The organism is Luteibacter sp. Sphag1AF (genome assembly GCF_014192715.1).
Taxonomy (GTDB): Bacteria; Pseudomonadota; Gammaproteobacteria; order Xanthomonadales; family Rhodanobacteraceae; genus Luteibacter.
Genome location: NZ_JACHYH010000001.1, coordinates 851,281 through 873,863, shown reverse-complemented (window position 1 = coordinate 873,863; position 22,583 = coordinate 851,281). Strand labels below are relative to the sequence as shown.

The 22,583-nt window shown below is 64.6% G+C and carries 20 protein-coding genes; 9 read left to right on the top strand and 11 right to left on the bottom strand.

The features are described from left to right. Position 1: 1 nt before the first annotated feature. From FHW69_RS04010 to FHW69_RS04000, 3 genes are read right to left on the bottom strand one after another with little or no spacing between them, the layout of a single operon-like run. On the bottom strand, positions 2-940 hold the full coding sequence (locus FHW69_RS04010) for a complex I NDUFA9 subunit family protein (protein ID WP_183421708.1): 939 nt from the start codon (positions 938-940) through the stop codon (positions 2-4). Positions 941-949: 9 nt separating this feature from the next. After that, positions 950-1,969: an NAD(P)H-quinone oxidoreductase gene (locus FHW69_RS04005; RefSeq protein WP_255494499.1), complete on the bottom strand. Its 1,020-nt coding sequence runs from the start codon at positions 1,967-1,969 to the stop codon at positions 950-952. Then, positions 1,966-4,065: a transglycosylase SLT domain-containing protein gene (locus FHW69_RS04000; protein WP_183421707.1), complete on the bottom strand. Its 2,100-nt coding sequence runs from the start codon at positions 4,063-4,065 to the stop codon at positions 1,966-1,968. The genes FHW69_RS04005 and FHW69_RS04000 overlap by 4 nt, the downstream gene beginning before the upstream one ends. Positions 4,066-4,203: 138 nt before the next feature. Here FHW69_RS04000 and FHW69_RS03995 point away from each other — a divergent pair, with 138 nt between their 5' ends. Then, entirely contained in the window at positions 4,204-5,862 is a 1,659-nt protein-coding gene (locus FHW69_RS03995) for a glycosyl hydrolase family 17 protein (RefSeq protein ID WP_183421706.1), read from the top strand. A gap of 116 nt (positions 5,863-5,978) precedes the next feature. Here FHW69_RS03995 and FHW69_RS03990 read toward each other — a convergent pair whose 3' ends face one another. The 5 genes from FHW69_RS03990 to FHW69_RS03970 form a co-directional block, all read right to left on the bottom strand. Next, positions 5,979-6,362, bottom strand: a complete 384-nt coding sequence (locus tag FHW69_RS03990; RefSeq protein ID WP_183421705.1) for a hypothetical protein — start codon at positions 6,360-6,362, stop codon at positions 5,979-5,981. Beyond that, positions 6,359-7,195, bottom strand: coding sequence for an endonuclease/exonuclease/phosphatase family protein (locus tag FHW69_RS03985; RefSeq protein ID WP_183421704.1), 837 nt, complete (start codon positions 7,193-7,195; stop codon positions 6,359-6,361). Before FHW69_RS03985 ends, FHW69_RS03990 begins: the two co-directional genes overlap by 4 nt. A 112-nt stretch (positions 7,196-7,307) precedes the next feature. Then, positions 7,308-7,961, bottom strand: coding sequence for a thiol:disulfide interchange protein DsbA/DsbL (locus FHW69_RS03980; protein ID WP_183421703.1), 654 nt, complete (start codon positions 7,959-7,961; stop codon positions 7,308-7,310). A 32-nt stretch (positions 7,962-7,993) separates the two neighbouring features. Then, positions 7,994-8,875, bottom strand: coding sequence for a thiol:disulfide interchange protein DsbA/DsbL (locus FHW69_RS03975; protein ID WP_183421702.1), 882 nt, complete (start codon positions 8,873-8,875; stop codon positions 7,994-7,996). 52 nt (positions 8,876-8,927) lie between these two features. Then, positions 8,928-9,698, bottom strand: a complete 771-nt coding sequence (locus FHW69_RS03970) for a c-type cytochrome (protein WP_255494498.1) — start codon at positions 9,696-9,698, stop codon at positions 8,928-8,930. A gap of 178 nt (positions 9,699-9,876) precedes the next feature. Here FHW69_RS03970 and yihA point away from each other — a divergent pair, with 178 nt between their 5' ends. Beyond that, on the top strand, positions 9,877-10,530 hold the full coding sequence (yihA, locus tag FHW69_RS03965) for a ribosome biogenesis GTP-binding protein YihA/YsxC (RefSeq protein ID WP_183421701.1): 654 nt from the start codon (positions 9,877-9,879) through the stop codon (positions 10,528-10,530). A gap of 16 nt (positions 10,531-10,546) precedes the next feature. Here yihA and FHW69_RS03960 read toward each other — a convergent pair whose 3' ends face one another. Beyond that, on the bottom strand, positions 10,547-11,035 hold the full coding sequence (locus tag FHW69_RS03960) for a GAF domain-containing protein (RefSeq protein ID WP_183421700.1): 489 nt from the start codon (positions 11,033-11,035) through the stop codon (positions 10,547-10,549). Positions 11,036-11,107: 72 nt separating this feature from the next. On the opposite strand from FHW69_RS03960, the gene bioD reads away from it, so the two are divergent. From bioD to dcp, 3 genes are all read left to right on the top strand, one after another. Continuing rightward, a complete protein-coding gene (gene bioD / locus FHW69_RS03955) occupies positions 11,108-11,779 on the top strand; it encodes a dethiobiotin synthase (protein WP_183421699.1) in 672 nt (223 codons plus the stop codon). 41 nt (positions 11,780-11,820) lie between these two features. Next, positions 11,821-12,165 (top strand): hypothetical protein, encoded by a 345-nt coding sequence (locus FHW69_RS03950; protein WP_183421698.1) that lies wholly within the window; start codon positions 11,821-11,823, stop codon positions 12,163-12,165. 99 nt (positions 12,166-12,264) lie between these two features. Further along, positions 12,265-14,454: a peptidyl-dipeptidase Dcp gene (gene dcp, locus FHW69_RS03945; protein WP_183421697.1), complete on the top strand. Its 2,190-nt coding sequence runs from the start codon at positions 12,265-12,267 to the stop codon at positions 14,452-14,454. Positions 14,455-14,537: 83 nt separating this feature from the next. On the opposite strand, the gene FHW69_RS03940 is transcribed toward dcp, so the two are convergent. After that, complete coding sequence (locus tag FHW69_RS03940) at positions 14,538-15,920, bottom strand: coniferyl aldehyde dehydrogenase (RefSeq protein ID WP_221195361.1); 1,383 nt, start codon at positions 15,918-15,920, stop codon at positions 14,538-14,540. A gap of 132 nt (positions 15,921-16,052) precedes the next feature. After that, positions 16,053-19,205, bottom strand: a complete 3,153-nt coding sequence (gene putA, locus FHW69_RS03935) for a bifunctional proline dehydrogenase/L-glutamate gamma-semialdehyde dehydrogenase PutA (RefSeq protein WP_343203956.1) — start codon at positions 19,203-19,205, stop codon at positions 16,053-16,055. A 194-nt stretch (positions 19,206-19,399) separates the two neighbouring features. Here putA and FHW69_RS03930 point away from each other — a divergent pair, with 194 nt between their 5' ends. The 4 genes from FHW69_RS03930 to FHW69_RS18935 are packed head-to-tail and all read left to right on the top strand — an operon-like array spanning position 19,400 to position 22,544. Next, positions 19,400-19,840, top strand: a complete 441-nt coding sequence (locus FHW69_RS03930; protein ID WP_183422266.1) for a DUF2244 domain-containing protein — start codon at positions 19,400-19,402, stop codon at positions 19,838-19,840. Positions 19,841-19,860: 20 nt separating this feature from the next. After that, positions 19,861-20,760 (top strand): cytochrome c oxidase subunit II, encoded by a 900-nt coding sequence (gene coxB / locus FHW69_RS03925; protein ID WP_183421694.1) that lies wholly within the window; start codon positions 19,861-19,863, stop codon positions 20,758-20,760. Between the two features lie 33 nt (positions 20,761-20,793). Then, on the top strand, positions 20,794-22,407 hold the full coding sequence (gene ctaD / locus FHW69_RS03920; protein WP_183421693.1) for a cytochrome c oxidase subunit I: 1,614 nt from the start codon (positions 20,794-20,796) through the stop codon (positions 22,405-22,407). Positions 22,408-22,415: 8 nt separating this feature from the next. Next, positions 22,416-22,544 carry a hypothetical protein gene (locus FHW69_RS18935; RefSeq protein WP_255494497.1) on the top strand — a complete coding sequence of 43 codons (129 nt, stop codon included), beginning with the start codon at positions 22,416-22,418 and terminating at the stop codon, positions 22,542-22,544. Positions 22,545-22,583 lie beyond the last annotated feature (39 nt).

The window sequence follows — 22,583 nt, the reverse complement described above, 5'->3', positions numbered from 1 at the left end:
ATTAACGGCGCATGCTCCGCGCGTCGTCCAGTCGACGCTGGCGCACTGGTTTGCCCAGCAGGCGTGGCAGCCACGCGGTGAACGATTGGGGCTGGATGCCCAGCATGGCCAGGCCATCCGTCTTGCCCACCGAGTCGGTGCGCAGCGAGCGGAAATTGTCCGGGGTGAACGGTTTGCCGGGCATCCATTGCGCCACTTCGGCCTGGAGCATGCCCAGGCTGTCCGGAAGCGGCAGCACCACACGCTTCAGGCCGGCCGCATCGCGGATGTGGCGCACGATATCCAGCAGCGTCAGCGTCTCGCGTCCGTACAGCTCGAAACTGCGATTCAGCGATACTGCTGGATTGGCGATACATCGGCGCATTGCTTCCGCGACGTCGCCCACGTATACCGGCGCCATCTTTGCGCGCGGCCTGGCCAGCGGCATGACGGGAAGGGTTTTCAGCAATCCGGCAAAGCGTGTGACCAGCCCGTCACCCGGGCCAAAAATGGTGCTGGGCTCATAAAGCGTCCAGTCCAGGCCAGAGTGCTTGATCAGCGATTCGGCCTCGCCGCGGGTCTTCAGATATTTCGACAGACCCTGGCCGGCTTTCAGCGAGCTCATCTGATGCAGACGACGCACGCCGGTATCGCGGCAGGTATTGATCACCGTCTGGGTCAGCTCTACGTGCGCGCGCTGAAAGGTATCTGATCCGCTCTCGTTGAGAATGCCCACCAGGTTGATCACGGTGTCTGCATCGGCGAAATAAGGACGTAACGCGGCGGCGTCGTAGATGTCGGCCGTATGCAGCATCACGCCGGGAGCGACGGAGTGCTGACGGCGCGCCTGCCGGTTGCGCGACAGCAGCACGATTTGATGCCCTTCCGCAGCGAGACGAGGCACCAGCGTGCTACCCACGAATCCCGTGCCGCCCAGTATCACGATACGCTGCGGTTTCATGTGCTGCCTTCAGGGTTGGGCGAGGGTCGGGTCGACATCCAGCATGATTTTGCCAATATGACTGCCATCTTCCATCAATGCATGTGCCGCCGCAGCATCACTTAACAGGAACGTGGCATGGATGATCGGGCGGAAGGTGCCCGCTTCGATCAGGGGCCACACCTTCGCGAGCAGCGAGGCACCGATATGCGCCTTGCGGGCAGGCGGCAGGGCGCGCAGGCCCGAGCCGGTAACGGTAAGGCGGCGGAAGATGATCTTGCCCAGATCCAGCTCCGCCTGGCGGCCATGGGGCAGGGCAATCATGACGAGCCGTCCATCCATGGCCAGCGCATTGATGTTGCGTGGCGCATAGTCGCCGCCGACCATGTCGAGGATTACATCGACGCCTGCACCATCGGTCAGGGACTTCACCACGGCAACGAAGTCTTCATCGCGGTAATTGATGGCGCGTTCGGCGCCCAGCGCAAGGCAGGCATCAGCCTTCGCCTTCGTGCCCACCGTGGTGAATACGCGCGCGCCCAATGCGCGGGCCAGTGGAATGGCCGTGGTGCCGATGCCGCTGCTGCCGCCGTGCACGAGGAACGTTTCTCCCGCGATGAGGCGTGCGCGATCAAACACGTTGGTCCACACCGTGAAGCAGGTTTCCGGGAGGGCAGCCGCTTCGATCCAGTTGAGCCCTTTGGGCACCGGCAGGCACTGGCCAGCCGGTACCGCCACGTATTGGGCGTACCCGCCCCCATCGACGAGCGCACATACGGCATCGCCCACTTTCCAGTCGCCCGCGTCCGCGCCCATGGCGACGATGCGGCCCGACACTTCCAGTCCGGGAAGGTCAGAGGCGCCCGGCGGTGGCGGATAGGTGCCGGCGCGTTGTCCGGTGTCGGCGCGGTTGATGCCGGCGGCCGCCACGCGAATCAGCACGTCGCCCGGGCGCAGCGAAGGCACGGGGCGATCCACCAGCGTCAGCACGTCGGGCGGGCCGGGCCGGGAAATCTCCACGGCTTTCATGGTCGACGGCAGAAGGCTCATGGCTGCTCTCCCACCGACGAAGCCGATGCGGCATCCGGCGCCGACTGCTGCACGGCAGGTACGCTGGGCGGGGCAGGTTTGCTGACGGCTGGTGCGGGGCAGGTGACCTGACGACGGAGCGTGCCAGCGGTGGGCAACGTGTAGGTCTGGCCGATGGCCGTCATGCGCGAGCTGAGCGGTATGGCGCTGCCGTTGACGCGCCAGTCGTAGATGACGGCGAATGCCATCACGCGGGCCACGTATTCGCGGGTTTCCTTGTAGGGAATGCTGACCACGAAGAGGTCCGGGTCCAGCGTGCCGCGCGCAGCAAGCCACTGGTCCACCTTGCCGGGGCCGGCGTTGTACGCGGCGCTGGCCAGCCAGGGTGCGCCGTTGTAGCGCGCGGCCATCTGCGCGAGGTAGCGTGTGCCCAACTGAATGTTGGTCGGCGGATCGTAGAGGCTTTCGCCGCCATTCCACGGCAGCCCGTTACGGCGTGCGACGTTGGATGCGGTATCCGGCAGCAACTGCATCAGGCCGCGCGCATCGGCGCCTGAGCGTGCGTCGCTCATCCATGCGCTTTCAGCGCGAATGATGGCGTAAGCCCAGGACGGTTCGATGCCCGCCTGGCTCGACTGCTCGATGACGCCATCCTGACGGGCCAGCGGGAAACGCTGCTCGTAAAGGCGCAATGCATCACCGGAGCTGAGGGTGAACACCGCGCGGTCGTACCAGCCCTGACGGTAGGCCAGGTCAGCGGCAAGGCGCTGGGTGTCGGGCGTGGCGCCGCTCATGGCCTGGTTCCACTCACGACGGGCCAGCTTTTGCAGGCCCACGGCGTAGAGCTCAAACGCACGGTCCAGTGACGGGTCGGCCAGCAGCGCCCGTTCGCGCGACGGATCGGTGGCGATGGACGACGGGCAGATGGCGTACGCCGTATTCAGGCGGTCGGAGGCGAGGAAGCCGAAGTAGGTGGCCTCCTGGGATACCGACTGATACATCGACTGCGACTCGCTGTTGCGGCCAAGCTTGCCGTAGACCACCGCACGAAAATAACGCCACTCGCCGTCCTGCTTCTGCGATTCACTCAGGGCATCCAGCGCGGCGAGAGCGGCTGTCCAGTCCTGGCGCGCCAGCGCGACGCGTACGCGCCACTCGCGGGTAGCGTCGGTCTGTGCGCCGGGCGGCAGCGCGGCCAGGCGATCCAGTGCGCTTTCGTCGAAGTCGGTGGCGTGAAACAGCGCCAGTGTGTTGAGCACGGCGCCGCGCTGCTGATCGTCCAGGCGGAAGCGCGGTGACAGCGACGTCCAGGCGGCGTCGGCCGCGATGGACTGCCGGCGCGCGAGGCGCTGTACGGCAAGCACCACGGCCTGCCGGTGCCGGGGTGTGTCGGGCCAGTTGGCGGCGTCGGCTACGGCGCGGGTCGGGTCGGTCATCGCCAGCGCAATATTGCGGGCGGCGCTGGCATCGGTCGGTGGCAACCACGGTGCCAGAGAAGCGACGGTGCCCCCTTTGCCAGCATCGGTGGCGATCTGGATGCGCGACCACAACCGATCAGGCGTCAGCAGGCCCTGATCGTGGGCAGCGGCAATCACCGGATCGCATGCGTTGGGCAGGCTGGCCTTTTTCCAGAGGTCTGCGAGGTCGCGATTGAAATCCAGCGGCTCCCCGCGTGCCAGTTTGGCCTGCAGGGCAAAGCAGGTAAGGCTGTCGCCCAGGCCCGGCTGGTACATCGAGGCGAATGTGGTCCAGTCCTTGCGCCGGGCCAGTTCGCCCAGGTAATCGCGGCGCAGGTCGTTCGCCGGGATCATGTTGGGGTAGCGGGCCAGATAGGCGTCCACGGGGGCGCGGTCGAGCTGGCGCAGGTCGTGTTCGAGAGCGGCCGCTTCCAGGTAGGGATAGATCGAATAGCTCTCCAGGCCTTGAGCTTGCGCACGCCAGGCGTCGCCCCCTTGTTGGGCGGCGGCATAGGCCTGACGAAAGCGGGCTCGCTGCGAGTCAGTGCCGACAGCCTGCGCCTGGGCGGCGAGCAGGCAGGCGCCCACAAACAGCATGGCGTGACGGCCGAGGCGGCGCAGTGGGGAGACTGGGCGTCGCGATGCCGGGTGTGCGGGCATGTGCCTTTCCTTCGATAGCTTTCGGGGTCCCGTCCGATTGTAGTTCATGAGTCCGCGCAGACCGGATGAATCTGCGGGGCTTCGCCACGCGCCCTCCTGCCGCTAAGCTTGCCGGGCTTATCGTTTACCAGGACCCGCATGTCGCCCCACACCCCTCTTGCGCGTCTCGCGCGACCGCTCGCATGGATTGTGCTTGTACTGTGCGCGCTGGCTGGCGCCGCTTATTGGTGGGCACTCGGCCGTCCGGTAGACCTTCCCGAAGCGCCCACGTCGCGCATCGCCTGCGTGTCCTATGCACCGTTCCGGCTAAAGGGCGAGACACCGTTCGATGTGTACGCAGTGATTCCGCCGGAGCGGATCGACGCTGATCTCAAGGCGCTCTCCGCCCGTTTTGATTGCGTTCGCACTTACTCGATGGGGCATGGTCTGGACGTCGTTCCGGAAATCGCCGGCCGCTATGGCATGAAAGTGCTGATGGGCATCTGGCTTGCGCGCGATCCGGCCGTCAACGAAAGCGAAATTGCTCACGGCCTGGAAGTGGCCAAGCGCCAGCACGCCAATCTGCGCGGCATCATTGTGGGCAACGAGGTACTGCTGCGTGGCGAACTGACGCCGCGTCAGCTGATGGGGTATATCGAGCGGGTGCGCTCGCACACCAGCGTCCCTGTCACCTACGCCGACGTGTGGGAGTTCTGGCTGCGCAATCCGCAGGTTGCCAAGGCGGTGGACTACCTCACGATCCACATCCTTCCTTACTGGGAAGACGAGCCGGTGGCGCCGGAGCGCGCCGTGGCCCATGTGGCTGGCGTGTATGCGCATATGCAGGCGCAATTCCCCGGCAGGGAAATCATGATTGGCGAAACCGGCTGGCCCAGTCAGGGGCGTACCCGTCAGTACGCCAGCGCGAGCCTGGTCAACGAAGCGCGCTATCTGCGTGAGTTCCTGGCTTACGCCGCCTCCGTGCACATGCCTTACAACGTGATCGAAGCGTTCGATCAACCGTGGAAGCGCGACCTGGAAGGCACGGTAGGTGGCTACTGGGGCATTTTCGATGTAGATGCGAAACCCAAGTTCCCCATGCAGGGCCCGGTGGTGGAAGAGCCGCGCTGGCTGTGGGCGATGGGTGCGGGCGGTGTCGGCTCGCTGCTGTTCCTGGCCGCGGGCTGCGTGCGCCGTCGCTGGCGTGGTGCAGCGGGGGCGCTGGCGCTGCTGCTGGCCGGCTTTGCGACGGGCACGGCGCTGGCTGCGCATGTGCGCTTGCTGTCGTATGCGTGCCGCAACAACACGGAGTGGCTCGTCGGTATCGCTGCGGGCGCGATCGCCCTGCTGACGGCGCTGACGCTGGCCCGTGCGATTGCCACCCGTCTGGCAAGCGTGCGCATCGTGGAAAGCGCCATGCAGGTCACCGCAGCGACGGTCACGGCCCGTCGCTGGACGGTGGATGTATTCACCACGCAGCGCTTCTTCTGGATGTTTGTGCTGACGCTGTACGGGTTGCTGCTGGTGTTCAGCGGCCGCTACCGCGACTTTCCCATTGGCCTTTTCGCCGTGCCGTGCATGGGTTTCGCGTTGCTGGGGCTGCTGCGCACATCCATGGATCGCAGTCTTCCGTTGGTGGAAGAGCGCCTGATGGCTGTCTGGATTCCGGTGCTGGGCGCGTCGATGGTGGTGCAGGAGATGGGCGTCAATCTGGTCAGCTGGACGTGGCTCGTGTTGAACCTTGCGCTGGCATTGCCGGTGCTGCGGGCCTGGTGGCTGGGGCGGCGTGCGGCGGCATCCGAGCCGGCCAGGGTTTGACCTTGCGGAAGTGATCCGGCGAGCGCTTCAGGTGAAGGGCCGGGATGCAGGCATCGGGCGAGTGCCCGGGCGTTAGCGGGCTCACTCCCCAAGAGGAGCGCCGGGCTGGCGGAGCGTCAGGCTGCGGCGGGTGCCGCGCTAGCCGGTTGCGACTGCACGCGTACAAGGCGCAGGGCGCCAATCAGAAGGGCGAGGGCGCCCGCTTCAAAGCAGTAAAGCTGAAGCGCCAGCAGGCCCAGGCCAGCGGCCAGCGCGGCCGGGAACGGATGGCGCCACACCAGTGACAACAGCGCGGCTGCGACAGCGGCGTAGCCGTAGCCATTGGTCAGAAAGCCCACGACAACCGCCTGGCGGTACGAACACCACCACATCGCCACGCCTTCCTCGCACGCGTGCTGCATGTACTGCGGCTCCACCACGTAGAAGCGCAGGACGACGCCAATGGCCCCGATGACGATGGCGGCGATCCAGGGCGCCGCAAGGCGCAGGCGGGTCTTCATGAGCGGGTGTTTCCTTTCGGGGACGCAGCGGCCTCCGCCAGCATGGCTGGAAGACGGATTTCAGCAGCAATCGGCAGATGATCGGAGAATGCGCGGGGCAATGTCCACGTGCGATCCAGCTTGATGTCGGCCGAGGTCAGAATGTGGTCAAGCGCGCGCTTGGGCTTCCAGCTGGGAAACGTGGGCGTGTGCACGGCAGGCATCTGCAACGACGTTTTTTCGAACAATCGCTGCATTTCCGGACTTTCCGGCACGGTGTTGAGGTCGCCCATCAGCACGGCGTGCGGATGATTGGCCAGCAGCTCGGCAATAAACGCCAGCTGGCCCACGCGGGCGGCGGCGCCCAGCGACAGATGGGCGATGACGACCACGAGTGAGGCCGGGCCCTCGCCAAAGCGCACGAACAACGCGCCACGACCGCGGATACGGCCCGGCAGCGGATAGTCGATGACTTCGGTGGGCTCGATGCGGCTGATGAGGCCATTGGCCGAATGCGCAACGCGGGCCATGGGCCGGTTGGGCTGGTGGCTCCAGAACGGCATGCCGGCGGCTTCTGCCAGGTAGCGGGTCTGGTTGAGAAAACCGGAGCGAAGGCTGCCGGCGTCGGCTTCCTGCAAGCCCACGACGTCAAATTCGTGGAGCAGGCTGGCCAGGGAGTCGAGGTTGTCCAGCTTGCTGCGACCCGGCAGCACGGCGTTGACGCTGCGGGTGACGTAGTCGCTGTAACGCTGCACGCTGGCGCCCGCGAGGATGTTGCAGCTCAGCAGTCTCAGCGTGCGCTCGGGAGCGGCATGGGAGACAGCGGCGGGGCGGGGCGTCTCGGGGCGATTCATGGCGTGACTGACAATGCGGACGGGCCTTGGGTGACGAGCATGCCGGGCGCCGTGTGAACGACGGGCATCCGGCGAGGGCCCGCGCGGCGTGTGCCAGCGCGGGCCTTCGAGCTTACTTGCCGCCCGCCAGTTCCTTCTTCACGAGGAAGAGGGTCAGGGCATTCAGGTCGTCCCAGTCCTTGAAGTTGGTGGCGCGGTACTTGCCGTCAACCACGATGGACGGGGTGCCATCGACGCCCCAGGCCTGGATCAGGCGGGTGTCCGCCAGAATCTGTGCCTTGGTGGCGTCGCTGTTGGCTTCGCGCAGGAACGCGGCCTGATCGACGCCCGCCTGGGTGTGATACCAGGCAGCGAGTTCTTCCAGCGTGTGCAGCGGGTAGTTGTCGTTGAATTTCGCCTTGAACAGCGCAGCGTGGGTCTTTTCGAGCACGCCGAGCTTCTTGGCGGCATAGAACGCCTGAGCGTACGGCAGCCATGCGTCGTTGAAGGCAGCCGGGATGGCGCGGAAGGTCACGCCAGCGGGCAGGCTCTTCTGCAGCGCTTCAGCGCTCTGTTCATAGTGGGCGCAATGGATGCAGCCGTAGGAAAACACTTCCACGACTTCAACCTTGCCCTGCTTGCCAGCACGCTCTGGAGCCTTGATGGCTACGTAGTTGGTGTCCTGGGCGTAAGCCGCTGCAGCTGCGCCGGAGTTGTCGGCCGGGCCGGCGGTGCAGGCCGTGGCGAGCAGGGCGCCGCAGACGAGTAGTGCGAGACGTTGGAACATGGGATCTCCAGGAAAAACGGATGTAAGGCGGGTTACTTGCCCGCGGCTTCCTTGCTGACGAGCCACTGCGTGAGCTCGACCGCCTGCGGATAGCCACCAGCGGTAATGGGAGTGAGACGGTATTTGCCGTTCACAACGATGGTCGGCGTGCTTTCGACTCCGTAGGCGCGAATCAGTTCATCCGCGCGCTTCATCTTCGTGTTGATCGTGAACGAGTTGGCCGTGGCCACGAATTCATCCGCGTTCACGCCGTACTTTGCGTAGAACTTCGCCACGTCGTTGATGGTGGGCCATGCCGACTGCGGCTTCGGCTTGCTGGTCTTGGTGTCCATCATGCCCAGTTCGCCGCTGGTGAACACGGCATCGAACATGGCGTCGTGTGCCTTGTCGGCCACGCCAAAAGCCTGCGCGGTGACGTAGGCGCGCTGCAGCAGCGGCCAGTTTTCGTCAGGGCGGAACGAGGCCGGCGTGTAGGTCATGACCGCGCCGTCAGGCAGATTCTTCGCCATTTCATCAACGATGCCGTGGAACTGGAAGCAGGCAGGGCAACCGTAGGAGAAGACTTCGGTGACTTCGATCTTGCCCGGCGTGCTGGTGGGCTGCGACGGCTCGATGCGGAAGTAGTGCTTGCCTTCCTCCCACTTGCCGTTGTCCACGAACGGGGCGGCGGCCACCTTCGGCGCTGCGGGAGTGGGCTCTGGCGCTGCCGGGGCCTGCGTTGCGGCGGCGGCGGTGCCAGCGGTGGCCGGCGCGGCGGCGGTTGCCGGTGCTGCCGGAGCCGTGGCGGCAGGTGCGGGTGCCGGGGCAGACGCGGCGGGCGTCGGCGTGGTTGCCGAAGACGACGAATCGGACTGGCCTGAGCACGCCGCGAGGGCGAGCAGGGAAACGCAAAGTAACGGCAGATGCTTGAGCATGGGGAGTCCTGTGGTCCTTTAACAGGAACGGGCCACTGGGGCCCGTTCGGTATTACTCGGCGGAATGCAGCCCTTCAATGTAGCTGGCGAGCGCCGCGATGTCCTTGTCATCCAGTTTCTGGGCGATGGGCGGCATGATTTTGGCGTGGGCATCGGTGCCCCATGCGCCGCCGTCGTGCCAGGCCTTGAGCGTGGCCTGGATGTAGTTGGCGTGCTGGCTGGTGAGTTGCGGATACATCGCGCCCGGATTGCCGCGTCCATCGGGGCCGTGGCAGGCCATGCATGCGGGAATGCCGCGGGCGACATCGCCTGAGCGGAAGAGCGTCTGGCCCTGCTCGACCAGCGCCTGGTCGGCGACGCCGGGCAACGGCTTCTTCGTGGCGAAGTAGGCGCCGATGTCGTGCATGTCCTGCGGACTGAGCGGAGCGGCGAAGCCCGCCATGATCGGGTTGGAGCGGGTGCCCGCCTTGAAGTCGGTGAGCTGGCGAACGATGTAGGCCTCGCTCTGGCCGGCAAGTTTCGGGTACTGCGGATCGGTGGAGTTGCCATCCATCCCGTGGCAGGCGCCGCAGACGGCAGCTTTGCCTTGTCCCTGCGCGGCATCGCCCGGCTTCACTGCGGCGGTGGCGTCATGAGCGGTGGCGGGAGCGGTGGGCATCCCCGGAGTGGCCGGATCGGCGGCCGGATTGGCACCTGGTTTGGCGGCGCTGGTCGCGGCGGCAGGAGCTGTGCCTGCCTTGGCGGGTGTGGCGGTCTGTGCAGCAGCGGTACTCATCATGACGAGTACAACGGTTATGGCAGCGGCGGCGTGCCGAAACTTCATACACTCTCTCCAAAGGGGGTGCTGCTGGATCGACCGTGTGCGCACACACGTCGCAACCGAAGAATTATTCCTTTTCACACAGGGGGCGGTCAAACGCACGCCGGGGGCAGCATCGCATACACTGCCCGCCCATCCTCAAGCTTTCCGTCGCCGTCTTCGGCTGACGCATGTGCCTCTTATGCCTCCGATCCATAACGTATTGAATGGCGCCACCTTTGTGCTGGCCGCCCACGAGATCACCCAGCTCCCCTACGACGCGGGCGCCGAAGTGGCATTTGCCGGCCGCTCCAACGCCGGTAAATCCAGCGCGCTCAATGCGTTGACGGGACACAACGGTCTGGCGCGCACGTCCAAGACGCCGGGTCGCACCCAGCAGATGGTGGTGTTTGATCTGCCGCCGCTGAAGGGCGAGGAGGGCACGGCGCCGCTGGTGGCGCGCCTGATCGACCTTCCGGGCTATGGCTACGCGAAGGTGCCTGAGGCCATGCGCATGCACTGGCGTGGTGAGATCGACGCCTACCTGAAAATGCGCCGCAGCCTGCGTGGTGTGGTGTTGATCGTGGACATCCGCCATCCGCTCAAGGATTTCGACCGGATGATGCTCGGGTTCTGCGCCGACACCGAATTGCCCTGCCACGTGCTGCTGACCAAGGCGGACAAGATTTCCCGCGGCCAGGCATCCGCCGCCCTGGAAGCACTGCGCAAGCAGATGCGCACCGATGGCGTCCCCGGTACGGCGCAGGTGTTCTCTTCGTCGGCGAAAACGGGCGTGGACGAAGCCCGCGCCCGCATCATCGAGCTACTGAAGACTCCGCGCGCTCACGAACTGTAAGGGCGCGCCGCGCCGATCAGGCCACGCTGGTCATGAACACGCGGCAGAGTTCTTCCATGCCAGCGCGGTCTTCATCGTCGAAGCGACCCACCGACGGGCTGTCCACGTCCCAGACGCCCAGCAGCGTGCCGTCGGCCCTGACCAGCGGCACCACGATTTCCGACTGCGAAGCCGCGTCGCAGGCGATGTGACCCTCGAACTGGTGGACGTCGACCACCAGCTGGGTTTCACGGGTGCTGGCGGCCGCGCCACATACCCCGCGACCCAGTGCGATGCGCACGCAGGCGGGTTTGCCCTGGAACGGGCCGACCACCAGCTCCGTGCCGTCGAACAGGTAGAAGCCCGACCAGTTGATGTCCGGCAGCGCGTTGAACACCAGGGCGGCGAAGTTGGCGGCATTGGCCACCAGATTCGTTTCGCCGGCAAGAATGCCGGAAGCCTGCTGTGCCAACTCCTTGTAGAGCGTGGCTTTGTCGTCGGTGCGGATCGTGGTCGTCTCGAACATGGGACACTGCAGGTTGTCGGGTGAGGCCACCTCTATGGTGGTTTCCTATCCATTGTGCAAGCCCGGAGTCCCATGAATTCCAGTCTTTTTGTCGCCGGCACCGATACCGGCATCGGTAAGACCCACGTCGCGTGTGCCCTGATTCACGCCCTCGCAGCGCGGGGGCAGCGCGTCACCGGCATGAAGCCGGTGGCCAGTGGCTGCGAGCTCACGCCGGACGGGCTGCGCAACGAAGATGCGCTGGCGCTGCAAGCCGCCAGCCATCCGCATCCGGACTACGCGCTGGTGAATCCGCTGGCGCTGGAGCCAGCCGTGGCGCCGCACCTGGCTGCCCGTCAGGCGGGCGTGGTCATCGACCTGCCGTCCCTGATGCCCGCCTTCGATGGCCTGTCTGCCCGCTACGACCGCGTGGTAGTGGAGGGCGTAGGCGGCTGGATGGTGCCGTTGTCGCCCACCCTGTGCGCCAGCGACATTCCGCGTGCATGGGGCTTGCCGGTGGTGCTGGTGGTCGGCTTGCGGCTGGGTTGCATCAGTCATGCGCAATTGACGGCGCGTGCCATCCTGGCGGACGGCTGCCCACTGGTCGGATGGATCGGCAACGCCATCGACCCGGACATGGCGCTGCGCGAGGACAACATTCAGACCCTTCGGGAGCTGCTGCCTGCGCCGTGCCTGGGCATCGTCCCGCATGGCATGTCGTCGAAAGAGGCGGCGTCGTTGATCGACGTGTCCGTGTTCGCCTGACGATTCACGCTCCCACAACGTCCACTGGCTAAGCTCATCCAATGGCTACCACTCACCGTTACTACCTTTCCGTCGCCGATCTGCCCGGCGCACGCGGCAGCGAGCCGTCACTGGCCTTCGAGGGCATTGGCCCGGAAAAGCTGGCCGCCGATCTCGCCGATGCACTCCGCAACGACGCGCTGTTCCAGCGCTGGAAGGCGATGCAGCCAGACCCGGACGAAGTGAGTCCGGCACTGGGTGTCACCGACCCGTCTGCCAGCGCTACCGGCAAGCAGGGCAGTGATCGCGCCGATATCGAACTGGTTACCACGCTGCCGATGAGCATCGTCAGGCAGCGGCTGACCTGGCTGATCGGGCCGAACTGGCAGCTTCGCGACATGCGCTGAGCCCGGAGCACCGCCGGGGGCATGACCGACGGCGGTTGTTGGCGCGGCCGGGCGACGCTAGAGTCGTCGCTTTGCCGTCCGAACAGGGAAATGCGCCACATGCTCCGGATCCGTACTCTCGTGATCGCCTCTTCGCTTGCGCTGGGCGCATGCTCTCAGTCCTCTGAACCTGCCGACAAGGCCGCTCCCGCACCGGCCAGCACTGCACCCGCAGCGCCTGCGTCGGCCGCCACCACGGCAGCGAAACCGATGTCCGAGAACCCGTTCTTCGCCCAGAGCACGCTGCCGTTCCAGGCACCGCCTTTCGACAAGATCCACGATGCCGACTACCAGCCCGCGCTGGAAGAAGGCATGAAGCAGCATCTGGTGGAAGTCGAGGCCATCGCCAACCAGACCGAAGCGCCCACGTTCGAGAACACGCTGGTCGCCCTGGAGAAGTCCGGCGCGCTGCTGACGCGCGTGGTGCTGGCCTTCAGCGCCGTAACCGCTGCCAACACCAACGACACGCTGCAGAAGGTGGAAGAGGAAGAGTCGCCGCGCCTCACCGAACACAGCGATGCCATTCGCCTCAACGACAAGCTCTTCAAGCGCATCGAAACGCTCTACAACGAGCGCGCCACGCTGAAGCTCGATCCGGAATCGGAGCGTCTGCTTGAGTACTACTACAACGATTTCGTGCACGCTGGCGCGCGTCTGTCCGATGCAGACAAGACGAAGCTGAAAGAGCTCAACAAGGAAGAGTCGGCGCTCAGCACCCAGTTCACCAACCGCCTGCTTGCTGCCACGAAGAGTGGTGCGCTGTTGGTGGACGACAAGGCGAAGCTCGACGGCCTCTCCGATGGCGATATCAATGCAGCCGTCAAGGCCGCTGCCGATCGCAAGCTGGACGGCAAGTACGTCATCACGCTGCAGAACACCACGCAGCAGCCGGCCCTGAAAGATCTGAACGACCGTGACACCCGCGAGAAGCTGTTCAAGGCCTCGTGGGATCGCGCTGAACATGGCGATGCCAACGACACGCGCGAGCTGGTGTCGCGCATCGCCCAGCTTCGCGCTGACCAGGCCAAGCTGCTTGGCTTCCCGAGCTACGCCGCATGGAAGCTGGACGACCAGATGGCCAAGACGCCGCAGACGGCCGAGAAGTTCATGGAGCGTCTGGTGCCCGCCGCTGTCGCCCGCGCCACGGTGGAAGCGAAAGACATCCAGAGCGTGATCGACAAGGAAAAGGGTGGCTTCAAGGCCGAGGCATGGGATTGGGATCACTATGCGGAGAAGGTCCGCAAGGCCCGCTATGACCTCGACGAAGCGCAGATCAAGCCGTACTTCGAGCTGGACAGTGTGCTGCAGAACGGCGTGTTCTTCGCCGCCAACCAGCTCTACGGCCTGACCTTCAAGGAGCGCAAGGATATCCCGGTCTATCAGCCGGACGTCCGCGTGTTTGAAGTGTTCGACAAGGACGGCACGTCCATGGCGCTGTTCTACGCTGACTACTTCAAGCGTGACAACAAGGGCGGCGGTGCATGGATGAGCAACTTCGTGCAACAGTCGAAGCTGTTCGGCACCAAGCCGGTCATCTACAACGTGGCCAACTTCACCAAGCCGGCTGATGGACAGCCTGCGCTGCTGTCGTTCGACGACGTGGTCACGATGTTCCATGAGTTTGGCCACGGCCTGCACGGCATCTTCGCGAACCAGCAGTACCCGATCCTGTCGGGCACCAGTACGGCGCGCGACTTCGTGGAATTCCCGTCCCAGTTCAACGAGCACTGGGCTTCCGATCCGAAGGTGTTCGCCAACTACGCGAAGCACTACAAGACGGGCGAGCCGATGCCTGCCGAACTGGTCGAGAAGATCAAGAAGGCTGGCAGCTTCAACCAGGGCTATGCGATGAGCGAGCTCATCTCGGCGGCACTGCTCGACATGCAGTGGCACATGCTGCCCGCCGGCGCTCCGAAGCAGGACGTCGACGCGTTTGAAACCCAGGCACTGAAGAAGGCCGGCTTCACGATGGCGCAGGTTCCGCCGCGCTACCGCAGCAGCTACTTCCAGCACATCTGGGGTAACGGCTACGCCGCTGGCTACTACGCTTACCTGTGGACGCAGATGCTCGATGCAGATGCGTTCCAGTGGTTCACCGAGCACGGCGGCCTGACCCGCGAGAACGGCCAGATCTTCCGCGACAAGATCCTGTCGCGTGGCAACACGGTCGAACTGGGCAAGCTGTACCGCGACTTCCGCGGCAAGGAGCCGAGCATCGAGCCGATGCTCAAGGATCGTGGGTTGAAGTAAGGCAGTTGTTGATGCCTAGAGAGAAGCCGCCCTCGGGCGGCTTTTTTCGTTCTGGCAAGAGGGATCTTGCTCGCGGTGCTTTCCTAGCGCAAAAGCCGGGACGCCAGATTCTTGAATAGACGTCCATATGGCGGCGCCAGCATCTTTGCTCCATTGAGCCGCGCCTGGCGTAGTACCGGCTTCCTGTGAGAAAACCGCTGAAACCCGGCCTCGCCGTGATAGCTCCCCATGCCCGACGGCCCGATGCCACCAAACGGCAAATGATGCTGCGCGATGTGGAACAGCGTGTCGTTGACGGTCACGCCGCCGGCATGCGTGCGCTCCAGCACGTTGCGCACGTTGGTGTCGTTGTCGTCAAAAACATACAGCGCCAGCGGGCGATCATGCCGGTTGATATATGCAATGGCTTCATCCAGCGTGTCATAGGCCACCACAGGAAGAAGTGGCCCGAACAGTTCCTCGCGCATGATGCGCATGCTGTCACTCACGCCGGTTACCAGCGTGGGGGCAAATGCGGCATCTCGCACCGTTGCCACGGTGTGGATGGTGGCGCCCTGTTGTTTCGCGTCATCCAGTACGGCTGCCAGGCGCTCGCGGTGTCGTGATGAAATGATGCTCGCGTACTGCGAGTTGTTGCGCAGGTCGGGATACGACGCGGTAATGGCAGCGGTGGCTTGCTGCACGAATTCATCCACCCGCTCACGTGGTACCAGCGCGTAGTCTGGTGCAATGCAGGTCTGGCCAGCGTTCACCAGCTTCCCATACACGATGCGTTGAACGGCGTTGTCGAAGCGGGCGCCCGGCCCGACGATGGCAGGCGACTTGCCGCCCAGTTCCAGCGTGACGGGGGTCAGGTGCTCTGCTGCCGCCCGCATCACTTCCCGTCCCACGGCGGTCGAGCCGGTAAACAGCAAATGATCGAAAGGCAGGGCAGAGAACGCCTTGCCCACCTCGGCGTCGCCTTGCACGACCGCGACTTCATCGTCGGCGAAATAGCGTGATACCAGTTCGGCGAAGCGCGCGGAGAACGCGGGCGTAAGCTCGGACATCTTCAGCATCACGCGGTTGCCCGCCGCCAGCGCGTCGGTCAGCGGCCCCACCGCCAGATACAGCGGATAGTTCCACGGCACAATCACGCCCACCACGCCCACAGGCTGCGGCGTCAGTGTGGTGCGCGCTGGCAGGAACATGAGGTTGGCCCATTGCCGCTTTGGTTTCATCCAGCGACGGGTGTGCTTCAGGGCATAGTCGATGCCGGAAAGGCTGGGGAAGATCTCCAGCAGATCCGTTTCCTCACGTGGACGACCTGCGAAGTCGGCGTCGATGGCCGCTCCGATGGCATCGCGGTTCTCTATCAGCAGGGCGCGCAACTGACGAAGCCGGCGCTGCCGGGTCACCCAGTGCGGGAGGGGTTCGGCGAGTGCAGCGGCGCGCTGACGCTGGAGAAGGCTCATGAGATCGGTCATGAGCCGCATCCTAGCGCGAGCGCCGTCGCGGATGCGTCAGGAGCCTGCGCGCAGCGATACCGCAGGAAGCGGCGGCGTAAAAAAGCCGCGCCCCTTGCGGAGCGCGGCTCTGGAGGTTGCCCTGACGCGGTATTACTCGCCGATCGTCAGCAGCGAGGCGTTGCCGCCGGCTGCCGTGGTGTTGATCGTGAGCGTGCGTTCGCCGGCAAAGCGGAACAGGTAGTGCGGGCCGCCAGCCTTCGGGCCGGTGCCGGACAGGCCTTCGCCGCCGAACGGCTGCACACCGACGACCGCGCCAATCTGGTTGCGGTTGACGTAGCAGTTGCCCACGCGCGCGCGGCTCTGGATGTGCTCGATGGTGTCGTCGATGCGGCTGTGGATGCCGAGCGTCAGGCCGTAACCGGTGGCGTTGATCTCGTTGATCACCTTGTCCAGCTCGTCGGCCTTCCAGCGGATCACATGCAGCACGGGGCCGAAGATTTCGCGGGTCAGCGTGGACAGGCCCGGGATTTCGTAGGCGCGCGGCGCGAAGAACGTGCCGTGAGCGGTTTCGTCGGTGAGCTTCACTTCGCCGATCTTCTTCGCTTCGCGGTCCATGCGTGCGGCGTGGTCCACCAGGATCTGGCGGGCGTCTTCATCAATGACCGGACCCACGTCGGTGGACAGCAGGCCCGGATCGCCGACTTTCAGTTCGGCCATGGCACCGGCAAGCATCGACACGACCTTGTCGGCGATGTCTTCCTGCACGAACAGCACGCGTGCTGCCGAGCAGCGCTGGCCGGCCGACTGGAAGGCGGACGCCACGACGTCCTTCACGATCTGCTCGGGCAGCGCGGAGGAGTCGGCGATCATCGCGTTCTGGCCACCGGTTTCGGCGATCAGTGCGGCGATGGGAGCGTTACGGGCCGCCAGGGCGCGGTTGATCGCCCATGCCGTTTCAGTGGAGCCGGTGAAGGCCACGCCGGCCACGCGCGGATCGCGGGTGAGCGCGGCGCCTACCGTGGCACCATCGCCCGGCAGGTACTGCAGCACGTCGGCGGGCACACCAGCGGTGTGCAGCAGCTTCACGGCGGCGAAGCCGATCAGCGAGGTCTGCTCGGCGGGCTTGGCGACCACGGCGTTGCCCGCTGCCAGTGCAGCGGCGACCTGGCCGAGGAAGATGGCCAGCGGGAAGTTCCACGGGCTGATGCAGACAAAGACACCACGGCCGTTGAGGAACAGCTGGTTGCTTTCGCCGGTCGGCCCCGGAAGCTGCTCCGGCTGTGCGAAGTGGCGGCGCGCCATGGTGGCGTAGTAACGCAGGAAATCGGCTGCTTCGCGGATTTCAGCGATGGCGTCCGGCAGGCTCTTGCCCGCTTCACGCACGCACATGGCGATGAATTCAGCGCGGTTGTGCTCAAGCTGCTCAGCGGCGTGCTCAAGGATGGCGGCGCGGCTGGCGGCCGGCAGGCGATCCCAGGCGGGCTGGGCGGCCACGCCGTTGGCGAGCGCGCGCTCCACCAGCGACGGGTCGGCCAGCTCCACCGTGCCGACGACGCGGCGACGGTCGGACGGATCGGTCACTTCCACCTTCGTACCGGCGCTGGACGCACCAGCGACGAGGGGAGCGGCGTGCCACGGGCCGCTGTGACGGTTGACGGACTCCGCGAGCTCGCGCAGTTCGTTGTCGTTGGCAAAGTTCATACCCATGGAATTCTTCCGAAGTTCGCCGTAGAGATTGACCGGCAGGGGGATACGGGGGTGGGGGATCGAAGCAAAGGCGCGGACGGTTTCGCACGGGTCGGCGACGAGGTCGCGCACCGGCACGCTTTCATCGACCACGCGATTGACGAAGCTGGTGTTCGCGCCGTTTTCCAGCAGGCGACGCACGAGGTACGGCAGCAGGTCTTCATGGCTGCCGACCGGTGCATACACGCGGCACGGCACATTGAGCTTGTCTTTGCCGATGACCTCGGCGTAAAGATCGGCACCCATGCCGTGCAGGCGCTGGTTCTCGTATGCGCGGCCCTGTGCGATGTGGTTGATCGCGGCGATGGTGTGCGCGTTGTGCGTGGCGAACTGCGGATACACCGCATCCGCACCGGCCGCAAACAGGCGACGCGCACAGGCGAGGTAGGACACGTCGGTATTCGGCTTGCGCGTGTACACCGGGTAGCCGGGCAGACCGTTTTCCTGCGCGCGCTTGACCTCGGCATCCCAGTAGGCGCCCTTGACCAGGCGCACGTACCAGCGACGGCCGGTTTCGCGTGCCTTCTCGGTTACCCAGTCGATGACGAACGGAGCACGCTTCTGGTACGCCTGAATGACGATGCCCAGGCCGTTCCAGCCTTCCAGCGACGGGTGCGCGAACACATCACCGATGATGTCCAGCGACAGTTCCAGGCGGTCGGCTTCTTCGGCATCGACAGACAGCGCAATGCCGTTCTTCATGGCCAGCTGCGACAGTTCAAGCAGCTTGGCGCCCAGCTCGGCGCGCGCACGTGCGCGGTTGGCTACTTCATAGCGCGGATGCAGCGCCGAGAGCTTCACCGAGATGGACGGTGCGTCCAGATTATTGGCGAACGGACCACGCGCACCCAGCGCGTTGATGGCGTCGCGGTAGTCCTGCTGGTAACGCTCGGCGGTTTCCTGGGTGAGCGCCGATTCGCCCAGCATGTCGTACGAATAGCGATAGACCGCGTGCTCTTTTTCGGCGGAACGATCCAGCGCTTCCTTGATGGTGCGCCCCATCACGAACTGGTGGCCCATGATGCGCATGGCCTGACGTACGGCCAGACGCACCACCGGCTCACCCGCGCGACCCACCAGGCGACGCAGCGCGCTGGCGAAGTCGTGGCGGGTTTCTTCGGCAAGGTTCACCAGGTGACCGGTGAGCATCAGGCCCCAGGTGGATGCATTGACGAAGAGCGACTCGCTCTGGCCCAGGTGCTTTTTCCAGTCCGCTTCACCCAGCTTGTCGCGGATGAGCTTGTCGGCCGTGACCTTGTCGGGAATGCGCAGCAGCGCTTCGGCCACGCACATGAGCAGCACGCCTTCCTCGCTGGAAAGATCGTACTGGCGCATGAAGGACTCCACCGCGCTCTGATCCTTGGCGCGCACGCGTACACGCGAGACCAGGCCCGCAGCCACGTCGATCACATGTTCGCGCTCGGTGGGGGGCAGGGTGGCCTGCGCCAGCAGATCGTTGACGGCTTCGGTTTCGTCGCGCAGCCACGCGGATGTGATGCGTGCCCGCGCCGGCTCGCTGCCGGTCGGGAGTTCGGGACTGAGGATGCTTGGGTTCACGGTGGGGCTCGGGTGGACCTGGGGGAATGGATAATTGTACGTGAGGGACGGGAGCCGGGGGTGGGGTGCCTGCGACAACCTGTCATGCCTGTCCTTGCCCGTTCCTCCGGTCACCCCTATCATCCGGGTGTTCCAGGCACGCGGGACTCCCAGTGATCGTGCTTCGACCGACCGTCGCGGGTCATCCGCGCGTGATGTGGCTCCGGCCCAATCGCGCGCTCAGCCGGCGCGGCCTTCGTCGACTCGTTGGGGGGCTTGCTGCGATGGCGTTGACCACGGCAGGGCTTGGGGCGTGGCAGGGGAATGTATTTGCTCCCGTGTTTGCGCTCGTTGAGTGCTTTCTGGTGGCGTTTGCTCTTGGCGCAGCCTGGCGGGCTGGCGGCCGGGGCGAGCGTCTTGTCATCGGCCCGGATACGTTAGAGGTCCGCACGCTTCCAGGTCACCGGACGCGACGGTTCCAGTCACACTGGGTGCGGGTCATGCTCGCACCGGGCAATGGGCGTCACCGCCTGCTGCTCACGTCGCACGGGAACGAGCTGGAAATCGGCGCGTTTCTCGGTGAAGAGGAAAGGGTCGAGCTGTCAAAGAAACTCATGGTGCTGCTGGCAGATGCAAAGGGCCAGACGCGCAGGTAGGTTCATAAAAGGTGCAAGACATGACATCTGGCGTCATCAGGCGATCGGTTACGGCATGGGCGGCAGTCGCCTTTGCGACGTTCGGTACGGCGGCATGGGGCAATCCCGAGCCAAACCAGCTGAACATGACCAAGGGCGTCAGTGAGTGGTCTCCTTATGCGTTGCATATGGTTGGCCTCTGGGTCTGCGTCGCTATCGGCATCCTCGTTTTTGGCGCGATGTTCATCGCCATGTTCCGCTTCCGCAAGTCCCGCGGCGCTGTCGCCGAGAAGTGGACGCACTCCACGAAGCTGGAAATCGTCTGGACGGTCGTCCCCGTCATCATTCTCATCGTGCTGGCACGCCTTGCGACCGGCGGCCTCACGTCGTTCGCCGATACCACCGGCTCGGAAATGACCATCAAGGTCACCGGCTACCAGTGGAAATGGCGCTACGACTATGTCGACTACAAGGGCAAAGCCGTTGAGCAGGTGGGCTTTGTGTCGAGGCTGGAAGAATCCAGCGACCGCACCCGTCAGCTGAAGTCGAACCTCGACCCGGAAAAGATCAAGGTCGACGGCTACAACACCTATCTTCTCGATGTGGACAAGCCGCTCGTCGTGCCCATCCACACCAAGATCCGTTTCGTGATCGTCGGCGGTGACGTCATCCACTCCTGGTGGGTGCCTGCACTGGGCTGGAAGATGGACGCCATCCCCGGCATCGCCAATGCGGCGTGGACGAATATCAAGGAGCCCGGCGTCTACCGAGGGCAGTGCGCTGAGCTGTGCGGACAGGACCACGGCTTCATGCCGATTGTGGTCAAGGCCGTGCCCAAGGCGGAATTCGAGCAATGGCTGGCCACCCAGCAGGAAGAAGCGAAGGCCGCCAAGGCTCAGCAGACCGCGCAGACCGCTCCCGCCCCGGCCAACCAGGGCTAACCGAACACGTATCGCAGGCAGAGGTTCAAGGCTATGGCGCACGCAGCCACCCACGACCATCACGATCACCATGGAGCCCCACAAAGCTTCATTCAGCGCTGGCTCCTGTCCACGAACCACAAGGACATCGGCACGCTTTATCTGATCTTCTCGCTCACGATGTTCTTCATTGGCGGCGCGTTCGCCATGGTTATCCGGGCGGAACTGTTCAAGCCCGGCATGCAGCTCGTGCAGCCGTATTTCTTCAACGAAATGACCACCATGCACGCGCTGGTGATGATCTTCGGCGCGATCATGCCGGCGTTCGTCGGCCTGGCCAACTGGATGGTTCCGTTGATGGTGGGGGCGCCGGACATGGCGTTGCCGCGCATGAACAACCTGTCGTTCTGGATTCTCCCGTTCGCCTTCATCATGCTGCTGTCCACATTGTTCATGCCCGGCGGTGGTCCTGCCGGTGGCTGGACGATGTATCCGCCGCTCTCGCTACAGGGTGAGTCGGTTGCCTATGTGATCTTCGCGATCCACCTGATGGGCATCAGTTCGATCATGGGTGCGATCAACATCATCGCCACCATCCTCAACATGCGTGCCCCGGGCATGGACCTGCTGAAGATGCCGGTGTTCGTGTGGAGCTGGCTGATCACCGCCTTCCTGCTGATTGCAGTGATGCCGGTGCTGGCAGGCGCCGTGACCATGCTGCTGACCGACAAGTACTTCGGCACAAACTTCTTCAATGCCGCTGGCGGCGGCGACCCGGTGCTTTACCAGCACATCTTCTGGTTCTTCGGGCATCCCGAGGTCTACATCATGATCCTGCCCGCGTTCGGGATCATCTCGGAAATCATCCCCACCTTCTCGCGCAAGCCGATCTTCGGTTACCGCGCGATGGTGTTCGCCATTGCTTCCATCGCCTTCCTCTCGTTCATCGTCTGGGCTCACCACATGTTCGCGGTGGGTCTGCCGATGGGTGCCGAGATGTTCTTCATGTACGCCACGATGCTGATCGCGGTGCCCACTGGCGTGAAGGTGTTCAACTGGGTGTCCACGATGTGGGGCGGCTCGATGACCTTCGAAACGCCGATGCTGTTCTCCATCGCGTTCGTCATCCTGTTCACCATCGGCGGCTTCTCCGGCCTGATGCTGGCGCTGGCTCCGGCTGACTTCCAGTACCACGACACGTACTTCGTGGTGGCGCACTTCCACTACGTGCTGGTAACCGGTGCGGCGTTCTCGATCATGGCCGCAGCGTATTACTGGCTGCCGAAGTGGTCAGGCAACATGTACAGCGAGACCTGGGGCAAGATCCATTTCTGGTCCAGTGTCATTTCGGTCAACGTGCTGTTCTTCCCGCAGCACTTCCTGGGTCTGGCCGGCATGCCGCGCCGCATCCCGGATTACAACGTGGCCTTCGCCAACTTCAACATGATCAGCTCGATCGGCGGCTTCTGGTTCGGTGCCTCGCAGCTCATCTTCCTCGGCGTGATCATCCACTGCGTGTACTTCGCGAAGAAGAAGGCAGCTGACCGTTCGTGGGAAGGCGCAAAGGGGCTGGAGTGGACGGTGCCGTCGCCGGCTCCGCACCACACGTTCGATGTGCCGCCCGTCATTCATGACGACGAGCTGGCTCACGGCCACACGGACCACTGAGCGTGCACATGAGTCAGACGCTGCAGGATCAGGACATGGCGGCGCGCAAGAAGCGCGCCCGCCGTACCGCGCTCATCATGGCATGCGTCGCCATTGCGATTTTCGTACTGTCCATCGTGCAGATGCTCCACGTCTGATTCCGGGCAACAGAAACAAGACATCCACGGGAACGTCAC